We start from the raw sequence: 13,055 nt of genomic DNA on the forward strand, positions 1-13,055 counted from the left end.
GGTGGTAGGCTGGTGACAGGATGCGGCGGCAAGAACGGAACCCGGCAGCAAAGCTGGCACCCACCCGGCCCAAAGCCGGTGGTTTTCGCTATCTTCCCAAGGCAAGCCTTCTCAGCAAAATTCTGATTATGAAACCACTAGCCACATTTGCCACTACCCTGTTGCTGGCCGCCACCGCTACGCCTCTGCTAGCGCAAACTCCGCTGCCAGTCCTCACCACATTTCCGGTCGGGTCGGCCACCGTCAGCGTTTCGGCCCTGACGACCGGCCTGGCCGTGCCCTGGGAGCTGGTTTGGGGCCCCGATAACTTCATCTGGATGACCGAACGCGGCGGCCGCATCAGCCGCGTGAACCCCGCTACGGGGGCCGTAACACCGCTCCTCACCCTGGCCGACGTGTCCACATCCTCGGAAGGTGGGCTGCTGGGCATGGCGCTTCATCCCGATTTTGCCACCTCGCCCTACGTGTACGTCGTGTACAACTACACCGACAACGGTACCTACCTCGAAAAGCTGGTTCGCCTGACCTACACCAACGGCACGCTGGGCGCGCCGCTGGTGCTGCTGGGCAGCATTCCGGCCACCAGCACCCACAGCGGCTCGCGCCTGCTCATCCTGCCCGACCGCACCCTGCTCATAAGTACCGGCGACGCCCAGCAGCAGCCTCAGGCCCAGAACCCGGCCTCGCTCAACGGCAAAATCCTGCGCCTCAACCTCGACGGCACCATTCCGGCCAACAACCCCACCGCCAGCAGCCCCGTGTACACGCTTGGCCACCGCAACCCCCAGGGCCTGGTGCGCAGCCCTGCTGGCCGCGTCTACAGCTCGGAACACGGCCCCAACAACGACGACGAGCTCAACCTCATCGAGCCGGGCCGTAACTATGGCTGGCCCAACGTAGAAGGCCTCTGCGACCTGCCCGCCGAGCAAACCTTCTGTACCCAGAATAACGTGCGCGAACCCCTTACCGTCTGGACGCCGACGCTGGGCGTAGCGGGCCTTAGTTACTACAGCTCGCCCGCCATTCCGGGCTGGCAGAACCACTTGCTGCTGGTCTCGCTCAAAGGCTCCCGCCTCACCGATTTACCCCTGAACGCGGCTGGCGACGCTATTGCTTCGCGCACCGACTACCTCACGACGTTCGGGCGGCTGCGGGCCATCTGCGTTTCGCCCCAAGGCCGGGTGTATGTGGGCACCAGCAACCAGGATGGCCGCGGCAACCCCGCCGCTACCGACGACCGGATTCTGGTGCTCGAAAACCGCGACTTTGTAGTGACGGCCACCACCGGCACGGCCGCCGCCCAACTGCGCCTCTACCCCAATCCGGCCCAACGCACCATCATGCTGGAACTGCCCGCGCCAACGGCCGCTGCTACGGTTATAGTCCGCGACGCGCTGGGCCGCACCGTGCGCACCACCCGTTTCCTGGCTGGCCAAACCCGGCTCACGCTGTCAGTTGAGGGGTTGATGCCAGGTTTATACTCGGTACAGACCGGCCGTAGCACCCAGCGGTTGGTGGTGGAATGAGGTGCAACAGCAGAACAGTTCATTCGCTCAGCCCCAGCGCGTGCCGCTCGTTCTTGGCCACGTTGGCCAGGGTCCAGGTGATTTCGCGGGTGAACGGATGCTGGCGGACGGGGCAGGCGGCAACGTGGCAGTGCGAGCAGGCGGCGAAGGTGCAGGGGTCAGCGTGCACGAACATCTCGACCGGCACCCCGAACTCCTGGGTTACGACTTCCTCGATGCCGTGGACCTGCTCGTGGGTTTGTTCCAGGCTCAGGTAGTAGGGCATCGTTACGTGGCAGTCGATGTGCAGGCTGGCCCCGTAGCGCTGCACGCGCAGGTTGTGCACATCGATCCAGGCGGGCAGGCGGTGCTCCTGAAGCTCGGCCACCACCTGCTGCACGGTGGTCACGTCGGCCTCGTCCATGAGGCCCGACACCGAGCGGCGCACCATGCGGTAGCCATTCACCACGATGAACACGCCCAGCAGCAAGGCCGCCAGCGAGTCGTAAAGCACGTTATCGGTGAGGATGACCATGCCCAGCGCCAAGCACGAAACGAAGGTGCTCACGGCATCGAGGTAGAGGTGCTGGCCGTCGCCGACCAGGGCCGGCGAATGGTGCTGACGGCCGGCCCGCACCAACAGGAAGCCCACCACCAAGTTCACGAGGGCCGTGGCGGCCAGCAGCGCAATACCCCAGTCGGGACGGGCAATGGCCTGAGGATGCAGCAGGCTCTGAAGGGCCGCATAGAATATGTAGCCACCGGCCATCAGAATCAGCCCGCCCTCAAAACCCACCGACAAATACTCGATTTTACCGTGGCCGTAAGGGTGGTTTTCGTCCTTGGGCAGGCTGGCCAGATAGATGCTGTAGAGCGCAAAGCCACTGGCCACGACGTTAATAATAGACTCCAGCGCGTCCGTTAGCACCACCTGGGAGCGGGTAATGGCCCAGGCGTAAAACTTTATCCCGATCAGCCCCACACTCACGACGAGCGAGAGGATGGCGTAGCGGGTTTTGAGCGGTAAGGGCATGGCAAAGCAGATAGGAAGGCGCAAGCTACTAAAGCGGGGGGCGGCGTGGTTGGGCTGAACAATGTAGAGGCAAGCCCCGCACCCTACACCGTTCCGAAGCAACACACCGGACGCCAGCCAGCCCAGCAAAATTCCTTCTTTTCCGGCGAGGCGCAACTTTTCCTGAACAATGGAGTAGATAGACGGTTTGAAATTAAAATTTAGGTAAGCCTAAAAATTCCCGTACTTTGTAAGAAGTACCAACACCGCTTCCCTACCGGCTCCTATGCCCTCTACGTTACCCGCTTCCGCCGATACGCCCTTAATCACCACCCCGGATGCCGGTTGGCGGCACGCCCGCCGGGCCAATTCGCTGCCCGAAGTACACGGCTCCATCACGGTACCGCCCGAAGGGGCCTCGTTCTGGCGCAAGCTCTGGGCCTTTACCGGGCCGGGCCTGATGGTGGCCGTGGGCTACATGGACCCCGGCAACTGGGCCACCGACATCGAGGGCGGCGCCCGCTACGGCTACATGCTGCTGTCGGTGGTTCTGATTTCCAACTTCTTCGCCATGCTGCTCCAGCACCTGGCCGTGAAGCTGGGCATCGTAACGGGCCGCGACCTGGCCCAGGCCTGCCGCGACCATTACTCCCGGCCCGTGTCGTTCGTGCTCTGGGTGCTGTGCGAAATTGCCATTGCCGCCTGCGACTTGGCCGAAGTCATCGGCTCGGCCATTGCCATCAACCTGCTGTTCGGCATCCCGCTCGTCTGGGGTGTGGTGCTCACCATTCTCGATGTGCTGGTGGTGCTCTTCTTCCAGAGCAAGGGCTTCCGCATCATCGAAAGCATCGTGGCAGGCCTGATTTTCGTGATTTTCGGGTGTTTCGTCTACGAAATTATTGCCTCCCACCCCGACTATTTTGCCCTGGCGGAGGGCCTGATTCCTAAGCCCCAGATTGTAACCGACCCCCACGCGCTGTACCTGGCCATCGGTATTCTGGGCGCCACCGTGATGCCCCACAACCTGTATCTGCACTCCAGCATCGTGCAAACCCGGGCCATCGAGCAAACCGAGCCGGGCAAGCGCATGGCCATCAAGTTTGCCACTATCGACAGCACCGTGGCCCTGTTTCTGGCCTTCTTCGTGAACGGGGCCATTCTGGTGGTATCGGCCGCCACGTTCCACTCCAACAACCTGCGCGACGTGGCCGACATTTATGACGCCCACAAGTTGCTGACGCCGGTGCTGGGCGCGGGCGCGGCCTCGGCCCTGTTTGCGGTGGCGTTGCTGGCTTCGGGCCAGAACTCGACCCTGACGGGCACCCTGGCCGGGCAAATCGTGATGGAAGGCTTCCTCGATATCAAGCTCAAACCCTGGATGCGCCGCCTCATCACCCGCGGTATTGCCGTGGTGCCGGCCCTCATCGTAACCATCCTGTACGGCGAGAAGGGCACGAGCGAACTGCTCGTGCTCAGCCAGGTGGTGCTGTCGCTGCAACTAAGCTTCGCCGTGATTCCGCTGGTACTCTTCACCGGCAGCAAGCTTAAAATGGGCGTCTTCGTGAACAAGTCCTGGCTGCAGGCCGTCTGCTGGATCGTGTCGGCCATTATTCTGGTCCTGAACGGTTACCTGTTGTTCCAGTTTTTCACGGGGGCGTAACAGATAGTAGCGCGAACCGAAGGACAGCGCAGCTAAGCTTCTGCTTCGCGCTACTACTATCCGAAAAGCCACACGTCCGTTGTGGCCTTTCTTTCGCTCTTAGATTTAGATTAATCTAAAAAATAAATTCAGCATCACTAAAATGAAACCACTGCTTACCTTCCTTTTTTCCTGCCTTCTGACGCTACCCGTACTGGCCCAAACCAGCGCCTTACGCGGGCAGGTACTCGACCAGCAGGGCCAGCCAGTGCCATTTGCCAACGTGGCGGTAACCGCGCTGCAGAAAGGCACCGCCGCCGATGAAAGTGGCCGATTCACGCTCCCCGGGTTACCGGTGGGCTCCCAACAAGTGCAGTTTAGCGCCGTGGGTTACACTACTACTACCCAAACTGTAACGCTGCCAATGGCCCAACCGCTGACCGTGCGGGTGAAATCGACGGACAGCACGCTGGGCGAGGTGGTGGTGACGGGCGTGAGCCGGAGCACTGAAATCCGCCGTTCGCCGGTGCCCATCGCGGCCCTGTCGGGCCGGGAAATCCGCCTGAACGCCAACGGCAACGCCATTGACGCGGCCGTGCGGGGCGTGCCCGGCCTGGCCGCCGTGACAACCGGCCCCAACGTGAGTAAGCCCTTTATCCGGGGGCTGGGCTATAATCGGGTCCTGACGATGTTCAATGGCCTGCGCCAGGAAGGCCAGCAGTGGGGCGATGAGCACGGCATTGAAGTGGACGGCTACGGCCTCGACCGGGTGGAGGTGGTGAAAGGGCCCGCCAGCCTGCTCTACGGCTCCGATGCCGTGGCCGGCGTGGTGAACCTGCTACCCGCTCTGCCCTCCGGCCCCGACGGTGAGCTGCACGGCGAGGCGCTGGCCGAATACCAGTCGGTGAACGGGCTGGTGGGCAAGTCGGTGGCCCTGGAGTACCAGAACCAGGGGTTGCAGACCAGCCTGCGGGCCAGCCACCGCTGGGCCCGGGACTACCGGAATTCGGTCGATGGCCCCGTGTACAACACCGGTTTCCGGGAGCTGAACCTCACGGGTATGTTGGGCCTGCGCAAGGAGTGGGGCGCGGTGCACTTGTGGCTGACGGCCTACGACGACCTCCAGGAGATACCCGACGGCAGCCGCGACTCGCTGAGCCGGGCCTTCACGCGGCAGGTGTTTGAGGGCGACCAGGACGACTTCGCCACCCGCCCCCTGGTGAGCCAGCAGGAGCTGAACAGCTACGCCATCACCGACCTGCACCAGCGCATTCAGCACTACCGGGCCTTCGCCACGAGTGAGTTGAAGACCGGGCCGGGCGAGCTGCGCCTGTTGCTGGGCATCCAGCAGAACCGCCGCCAGGAGTACAACCACCCCACCGACCCGGCGCAACCCGGCCTCGACCTGCGCCTGACCACGCTCAACTATCAGGCCCGCTACCTGTTCCAGGATTTTGGGAGCTACGAACTGACGGTGGGCGTGAACGGCATGGGCCAGGACAACCAGCACATTAACGCCACCGACTTTCCGATTCCGCCCTACCGGCTATTCGATATTGGCGGGTTTGGGGTACTGAAAAAGGCCTTCGGGGCACTGGAACTGACCGGCGGCCTGCGCTACGATACCCGGGTGGTAGACTGGAACGACTTCTACGTGGGCACCGACCCGGCCACCGGCTTCGGCCGCCGGGCCGATGCCACCACGCCCGGGGCCGACCGGCAGTTCTCCGATTTCCATAAGGTGTACCGGGGCGTGTCGGCCAGCGTGGGCGGCTCGTATGCGGTGGGGCCGCGCCTGGTGCTGCGGGCCAACGTGGCCCGGGGCTACCGCGCCCCCAACATCCCCGAAATCGGCTCCAACGGCCTCGACCCGGGCGCCCACATCATCTACCTGGGCAACCCGGCTTTCCAGCCCGAATTCAACTGGCAGGAAGATGTGGGTGTGCTCTGGAAGTCGCCGGGCTTCGAGGCCAGCGCCGAGGCGTTCTATAACCACGTCGAGAACTTCATTTATCAGGCCCGGCAGGCAGACGCCAACGGCCAGCCGTTGCGCGACGCGCTGGGCAACTCCACCTACCAGTTTCAGCAGGCGGCCGCCAACCTCTACGGGGGCGAAGTGGCCGTGAACGTGCAACCCGCCGCCCTGCCCGGCCTGAGCTGGCGCACCGGCGCGGCCCTGGTTATTGGGCTGAACCAGAACGCGGCCCTGCGCCAGCGCGAAGGCAACGCCGGCCGCTACCTGCCCCTGATTCCGGCCCCCACGGCCCAAACCGAGTTGCGCTACACGCTGCCCGACCAGGCCGGCCGCCGCCTCGCGGGCACCTACCTGCGCCTCACGGTAGCCGGCACGGCCCGCCAGAACCGCTTCTACGCCGTAGACGCCGCCGAAACCGCCACGCCCGGCTACGTGCTCACGGGCCTGGGCGCGGGCACTACCCTGCGCACCGCCGCCGGCCGCGACGCCCTGCAACTGGTGCTCCAGGCCGATAACCTCTTCGATGTAGCCTATCAGGCCCACCTCAACCGCCTCAAATACTTCGAGTACTACCGCGCCTCGCCCACCGGCCGCCTCGGCATCTACAGTCCCGGTCGCAACCTGAGCGTGAAAGTGGTGGTGCCGTTTTGAGAAAATGATGGGCCAGATAACCCAGGTTGCGAGCCAGCCGAAGGGAAGCCCAAGCGGCGGCAATTGATCCAATTTTCAACCGTCAGCCCACAATCCCCGTTCAGCTAACTAAATACTTTATTCCACCTAATCCCTATCGACCATGGCTAATGCCAACGACCAAGCCGAGCAACACATCGGCCAGACCAAAGGACTTCCCAACCATGCCCACGACCTGGTGCACGACCTGAGCACCCGCCTCGATGCGCTGTGGCGCTACGACCAGTGCATTGCCAACGCGGAGAAAGCGGGCCCCAAGGACGCCAAGCAATTCTGGCAGGAACTGAAGACCCAGGAGGCCAAGAATATCGACCGCCTAAAAGACCTGATCCGCCAGTGCGTGAAGGACGGCAGCTTCTAACCGAGCCAAGACGTTATTACAAGCAAAGAGAGGGCCCGCTAGTGTTTGCTAGCGGCCCTCTCTTTCTTGTAATAATTAAGTGAATGCACATTTAAAGCGTTGCCGTGAATTTGCCATTCGTAAGACTTTTCGTTGACTGCTTATTTATATATCCTTTGCCCGTAAGGTTGAAGGTACCCGAGACGGTAGTGGCTGTGAGGGTGGAAATAGTAATGGAACCAGTATCAGCTGCATAACCATCCTTGTTGTTACCGGTACTGGTGTCAAGATCTATGAAAGAGCCACTGGCCAAGGAGTTAGGGCCAATTGCATAGGTTCCTGCTCGCTTCGGAATAAAGAGCGTTACGGTAACTGTAGAACCCTTTGCACTTGGCCCAGCGAAGTTTTGGTAGATATACACATCAACTTTGTCGTTGCTCACTTCCGCACGCGTGAGAATGGAGGTACGCTCCTGGCCATCAATCACCCAGCTGGCTACCACGGGTGGTTCAGGCAAAGCGTCGTTGCGTTTCGAGCAAGCAGGTAGGGCCAACAGCACCCCTACGGGAGCAAGAATGGCACAACGATAACATGAAGTTGACATAGCTACGGAGCGTTGAGATGGAAATAAATCGGTGCTGCCCTTCCCAGCAATATGTATTCCAAACAGAATAGCAGCGCCATGTAAATAATTGCTATTCAAGGATCAATCATCCGGTCCAGGTAGTAAAGCAGCCATTGTACCGGCTGCTCTCCGCTCTTTTTACAGCACCTGCACCAAGGCTCAGGGCAACGTTCTTTTTCGGTTGGGGCCTGCCCTACTGCTTCAACGAATCCACCTCCGCCCCGTTGGGCATGGCGAACAGGCTGGCGGCGGGCTGGGCGCGGGTGAGGTGCACGTCGCTGAATTCGGCTTGGTAGCGTAGGTCGCCGATTTGGTCGTTCTCGAACTTGTGGCCTTCTATTTTACGGGGTAGCACGAGGCCGTCGGCCTGCTGCCAGTCGGTGTAGAGGAGGCTATTGTAGGTGGCTTTTTTGCCGGGCTCGAAGAACGTGACGGTGTAGAGGAGCAGCTCCAGGCGGTGGGTCTGGGGATTGAAGTGGGCGATATACTCGTCTTTGGATGAGTCGCCGCGGCCGGTTTCGTAGCTCACCTTCAGGGCCCGATAGGTTTTGCTGGCCACCGTGCGGGTGCCGAGGTCTTCGTATACCGTGCCCTCGTCGGCCAGCACGAATGGGATGGAGAAGAAGTAGAAGAACAGGTTGTGGTAGAAGCGGGGCGACATCTCCCCAAACGCGGCCTTGTTGGGAGTTACCCACACCTGGTTGGCGTCGTTCAGGCCCAGCTGGTAGCCGGTAGCCTCAATGCGCACCTGGCGGGTACGCAGGTCGATGATGTGCTTTTCGTCGCGGGGCGTGCCCAGGGTCGACTTCATCCGGTACTCCATCGTACCGAACTGCTGCCAGGCGGCCAGCCCCCCGTGGGCTTCCAGGGCCTGCCGGAGCAGTTCGGGTAGCTGGCGCGGGGTGGCAGCAGCGGCCGTTTCGGTCGGGGCGTCCGTGGTGGCGACCTGCTCGGGGTTGGAGGAGCAGGAAGCCGCGAGCAGGACCACTAGGCTGAGGTAGAGGAGGTTTTTCATGGAAAAGAAGCGGTAGCCGAATAGTTGGCATGAAAGGATAGAAGCTCAGCTCTGCGTCCTTTGTTTATCTCGACTCCTTCCATCGCGCTCAACCGCCCGGCGAATTCCGCGTACTACGGCTGCTATGCGCTTCCCCTCCCTCCTCGTACTCACGGCGCTGCTCTGTGCCCTGCCCACCATCGTGTCGGCCCAAACTACCACCGACTCCCTCACGGCCGTCAAAAGCCGCTACTCCCTTTTTCGGCCGGTACCCCGGGAACTGATGCGCCCCCTCTCGGCCGACCGCCCCGGCGTCACGGAAAGCCCGTTCACAGTCGATGCCGGCCACTTTCAGTTTGAAACCGACCTGGCCCGCCACATCAGCAGCAAGCCCAGCGCCGCGCCGCGCCAGCGCACCATCCGGGCCAACGCCTTCGTGCTGAAAATGGGCCTTAGCAACCGCACCGACGTGCAGCTGTTCGTGGATGCCTACGAATGGGACCGCACCTTCGCCACCGCCGACCAGCCCGCCACCCGCAGCCAGGGTTTCGGCGATGTAACGCTGCGGGTTAAGCACAACCTGCTCGGCAACGACAGCACCGAAGGCCCGCTGGCCGTGGGCCTGATCGGGTTCGTGCGCCTGCCCACCGGCGGCCAGCAAGGCGCAGGCGGCACCGAGTACGGCCTGCTGCTGCCCGCCACCTACGCCCTCAACGATTCCTGGAACCTGAGCGCCCAGCTACCCGTGCTCCTCAATTTTGACCGCGACGAATCCCAGCACTATCTGCAAACGGCCCCCTCCGTCAACCTCGACCACTCCTTCGCGCCCTGGCTCACAGGCTTCGTAGAAGCCGTGGCCCAGCACGATTTCCGTACCCGCCGCTGGGAAGAAGCCGTGAACGTCGGCCCCATCTTCTTCGTGGGCAAGAACATCCAGCTCGACTTCGGCCGCCACTTCGCCCTCACCCGCAACGCCGATCGGGAATATTTCGTGGGCCTCGTGATTCGCCGGTAGGTATTTGGGGTTATTCGTTGTTAGTAAAAAGAGCGTCATGCTGAGCGAAGCCGAAGCATCTCTACCGCAATGCTAGCCAACTTTATCTGGCTCCCCCTCTCCTTTTTCATTCCGCGCATCAAGCGGTGTAGGGGGTCGGGGGGTGAAGTGAACCAGCAGAACGAAGCGGTACAGATGCTTCGACTCCACCTCTGGCTGCGCGGACGTAAGATGGAGCATGACGTTATTTTTACTACCAACTGTCAGTTTAACCCTTATACCAGCCCCTTTAGCCGCTCGAACTGGGTGCCGCCCAGGATGGCGCGGTCGTCGGCCCCTAGCCAGTCGTGCAAAACGGTGGCGTAGACGCTGCGGAAGTCAAGCTGGTACTTCAGGTCGCCGGCGTCGAGGTTTTGCAGATTGGGCGCGTCGTTGAGGACGCCCTGGCGCTTGAGGCCGCCGCCGAGCAGCAACACGTTGTTGGCCGTGCCGTGGTCGGTACCGTTGCTGGCGTTCTGCTCCACGCGGCGGCCGAACTCGGAAAACACCAGCACCAGCGTATCGTCGAAATTGCCGGCCTTTTGCAGGTCTTCGGTAAATGAGGACAAGCCCGCCGATAGGTCGCCGAGCAGCTTGCCCTGCTGCTCCTGCTGGCGCACGTGGGTATCGAAGCCGGTGAGCGAAACGTAGAACACCCGCGAATCGACCCCGGAATTGATGAGTTCGGCGGTGGTTTTGAGGTTACGCCCGAACTCGGTGTTGGGGTAAGTCACGCCCGATTTGTACACCTTCCCCTTCTGATACAGATACTCGGCCGAGGAAGTGGTTTCGGCCAGCGTCTTGTAGAGGTAATCCACCTCCGACACCGTACCGGCGGGCTTTGCGCTGCCTACGTTGGCGATGAACCGGTTCTGGGTCAGCTGATGGAATTTCTCCGGATTCTTGAGCGCCAGGCCCTTGCGCAGCGCACCCTTCATGGCCAGGCTCAGCGTGTCATCGACCTCCAACCCGTTGTAGGGCAACGCGCAAGGAGCGCAGTTCGAGTCGAGGTAGCGGCCGAGCCAGCCGGTGCTCACGTACTCGTCGGGCCCCGAGCCGCTCTGCCAGATATCCATGGAGCGGAAATGGCTGCGGTCGGGGTTGGGGTAGCCCACGGAGTTGAGCACGGCCACGTGGCCCTGGTCGTAGAGGCCTTTGAGGCCGGTCATGGCCGGGTTAAAGCCGAGGCCCTTGTCGAGGGTGAGGATGCCACTTTGGGGGCGGATGCCGAGCGTGGGCCGGGCCTTGTAATAAAGGTCGTTTTCGAAGGGAATAATGGTATTGAGGCCATCGTTGCCGCCCCCGAGCTGGACCACCACGAGGCGGCGGCCGCTGGCGTCGCGCAGGCTTTGGAGGTCCTGCGCATCGAGGCGGTGCAGGAATTTAGGCACGAACAGCAGCGTACTGGCCAGTACCGAGCCTTTCAAAAATTCGCGGCGAGAAGTCATAAGGTTGGGGTTTTTCAGTGTCCGGGGGCTAGGACAAAAAAGAAGTGTCATGCTGAGCGAAGGCGCCGCCGCAGTCGAAGCATCTCTACCGCGGTAGTAGTCCTACCGACTGGTTGGCGCTACAACGAAGCGGTAGAGATGCTTCGACTGCGGCGGCGCCTTCGCTCAGCATGACACTGTATTCATAAGCACGCCGCCTACATCAACTGGTACTCGGGCAAACTCAGCAACGCGGTGGTCATGTCGCGGAGGTCACCGCGTACCAGGGCCAGATTTTCCGGGCGGATGGGGGTTTGGAGCAGAAACTCGCTGAGCTGCTGGGGCTGCCGGGCGGCGGGCGTGCCGGCAAGCAGTTCTTGCAGTGGGGCCAGCTGCACGGTTGTTTTCACTGGCTGGGCGAAGGTGCGGTCGGCGTGGGAGAGGTTGGGGGCCACGTCGTTTTCGTCCTGCTTGAGAGCCACATTGAACTCGGCGCTGCGCAGCAGCACCGAGGGCAGTTGCAGGCGGTAGAGCAGCGACGACGAATCGATCCAGCTGCGGCCACCGGGCCAGCCGGCCACGTTGGGCGGCTCGAACAAGGTCTGGCCCAGCGCCTTTTGAAACACGATGAGCGGCCGTTCGTTGGCCAGCTGCAGGCCCAGGGTGCGCTTGATGCCCGCCAGCAGTTCCACCGGCGACTTGATGCGGGTGCCCACGTTGGCCGCCTCATAAAACCAATCGGCCGAAAACATCCGCTCCAGCAGGTCCGAAATGTCGTAGCCGCTCTTGAAAAACGCCTGGGCCAGGGGCTGCACGTGCGCCGGATCGGGCGTATCGTTCACGAAGAAGCGGTAGAGCTTGGTGGTGATGAACTCGGCGCAGGCGGGCTGCTCCAGGATAACGGCCAGGGCCTGCTCGCCGGTGAAATTGCCGGTGCGCCCGAGTAGCGTTTTGGCGCCGTCGTCGTGCTGCCGCTCCCGGAATGCAAACTGGCCTTGGGCATTGTAACCCCAGCCCGTGAAGGCCCGGGCAGCCTCTTTCACGTCGGTTTCCGAGTAGTGGCCGCGGCCCAGCGTGAACAGCTCCATCACTTCGCGGGCGAAGTTTTCGTTGGGATGCTGCTTGCGGTTTTGCTGGTTGTTGAGGAACTGGAGCATGGCCGGTTCCTGGCTTACGGCCAGCAGCAAATCGGGGAATTTGCCCAAAGCCAGCCGCCGGATGGTGTTGTTGAGCTGCAGGGCGGCATCGGGCCGACGCACCCGGCAGGCAAAGTGGCCGTGCCAGAAGAAGGTGAGCTTCTCGCGCAGCTGGGCCGGCGAAGTGGCCATGCGCGTCAGCCAGCCAGTATTCATGGCGTAAAACGCACTTCGAATGTCCTGGTTCTGCTTTTTACGCTGCTCAGCCGTCATCTTGCCGGGAGCCATTGAGGCGGGCCGGGCAGTGCGGTCGGGCGTGGTGACCATCGCCGCCTGGGGCTTACCCGTAGCCGCCATCATTTCGGCCGAAGGGGTGGGCAACGGCTCCGCGTAGCGCATGGCCGGGCCGTCGAGGGGCTGGTATTGCTGCGAATCGCGCAGTAACTGGCTCAGGGCCTGCTTAGGTTTGAGGCCGGCGGCCACCTGTCCGGGCGTCGGCCCAAATCCGGCCCGCCAGTACAGGTGTTGAAGTTGTCGTTGCGTCGTCGTCGTCATGGCCGGTTGGACGCGCCCAGGCTCCCTAGGTTTAAATCACAGATGGTGCAGATGTCGGGGATGCCGCAGATTCGTTCTGGCAAAGGATTGGTTCTGGCTGGGGGAAGCGTTTGACGATTGTATC

10 protein-coding genes are annotated in these 13,055 nt (G+C 62.1%); 5 read left to right on the forward strand and 5 right to left on the reverse strand.

All coding sequences use genetic code 11. From position 1 onward, the window contains the following. Positions 1-128: 128 nt before the first annotated feature. Positions 129-1,526 (forward strand): PQQ-dependent sugar dehydrogenase, encoded by a 1,398-nt coding sequence (locus CDA63_RS00825; protein ID WP_088462544.1) that lies wholly within the window; start codon positions 129-131, stop codon positions 1,524-1,526. A 19-nt stretch (positions 1,527-1,545) separates the two neighbouring features. Here CDA63_RS00825 and CDA63_RS00830 read toward each other — a convergent pair whose 3' ends face one another. Beyond that, positions 1,546-2,538, reverse strand: a complete 993-nt coding sequence (locus CDA63_RS00830; RefSeq protein ID WP_088462545.1) for a cation diffusion facilitator family transporter — start codon at positions 2,536-2,538, stop codon at positions 1,546-1,548. Positions 2,539-2,803: 265 nt separating this feature from the next. On the opposite strand from CDA63_RS00830, the gene CDA63_RS00835 reads away from it, so the two are divergent. The 3 genes from CDA63_RS00835 (at position 2,804) to CDA63_RS00845 (ending at position 7,182) form a co-directional block, all read left to right on the forward strand. Continuing rightward, a complete protein-coding gene (locus CDA63_RS00835; protein ID WP_242434506.1) occupies positions 2,804-4,177 on the forward strand; it encodes an Nramp family divalent metal transporter in 1,374 nt (457 codons plus the stop codon). Between the two features lie 142 nt (positions 4,178-4,319). Further along, positions 4,320-6,782: a TonB-dependent receptor gene (locus CDA63_RS00840; protein WP_088462546.1), complete on the forward strand. Its 2,463-nt coding sequence runs from the start codon at positions 4,320-4,322 to the stop codon at positions 6,780-6,782. A 142-nt stretch (positions 6,783-6,924) separates the two neighbouring features. Then, entirely contained in the window at positions 6,925-7,182 is a 258-nt protein-coding gene (locus CDA63_RS00845; protein WP_088462547.1) for a hypothetical protein, read from the forward strand. Between the two features lie 91 nt (positions 7,183-7,273). On the opposite strand, the gene CDA63_RS00850 is transcribed toward CDA63_RS00845, so the two are convergent. Continuing rightward, positions 7,274-7,864 (reverse strand): DUF6252 family protein, encoded by a 591-nt coding sequence (locus CDA63_RS00850; RefSeq protein WP_126546668.1) that lies wholly within the window; start codon positions 7,862-7,864, stop codon positions 7,274-7,276. A gap of 115 nt (positions 7,865-7,979) precedes the next feature. After that, positions 7,980-8,801: a DUF6503 family protein gene (locus tag CDA63_RS00855; protein WP_088462549.1), complete on the reverse strand. Its 822-nt coding sequence runs from the start codon at positions 8,799-8,801 to the stop codon at positions 7,980-7,982. Positions 8,802-8,925: 124 nt separating this feature from the next. Between CDA63_RS00855 and CDA63_RS00860 the strand changes: the two genes are divergently transcribed. After that, positions 8,926-9,795 carry a transporter gene (locus CDA63_RS00860; RefSeq protein ID WP_088462550.1) on the forward strand — a complete coding sequence of 290 codons (870 nt, stop codon included), beginning with the start codon at positions 8,926-8,928 and terminating at the stop codon, positions 9,793-9,795. Between the two features lie 254 nt (positions 9,796-10,049). On the opposite strand, the gene CDA63_RS00865 is transcribed toward CDA63_RS00860, so the two are convergent. Beyond that, entirely contained in the window at positions 10,050-11,261 is a 1,212-nt protein-coding gene (locus CDA63_RS00865) for a DUF1501 domain-containing protein (RefSeq protein ID WP_088462551.1), read from the reverse strand. Between the two features lie 197 nt (positions 11,262-11,458). Continuing rightward, a complete protein-coding gene (locus CDA63_RS00870; RefSeq protein WP_088462552.1) occupies positions 11,459-12,931 on the reverse strand; it encodes a DUF1800 domain-containing protein in 1,473 nt (490 codons plus the stop codon). Positions 12,932-13,055: the final 124 nt, after the last annotated feature.

Origin of the sequence: Hymenobacter amundsenii, from assembly GCF_002204745.1 — a bacterium.
In the GTDB taxonomy this organism is placed as follows: Bacteria; Bacteroidota; Bacteroidia; order Cytophagales; family Hymenobacteraceae; genus Hymenobacter; species Hymenobacter amundsenii.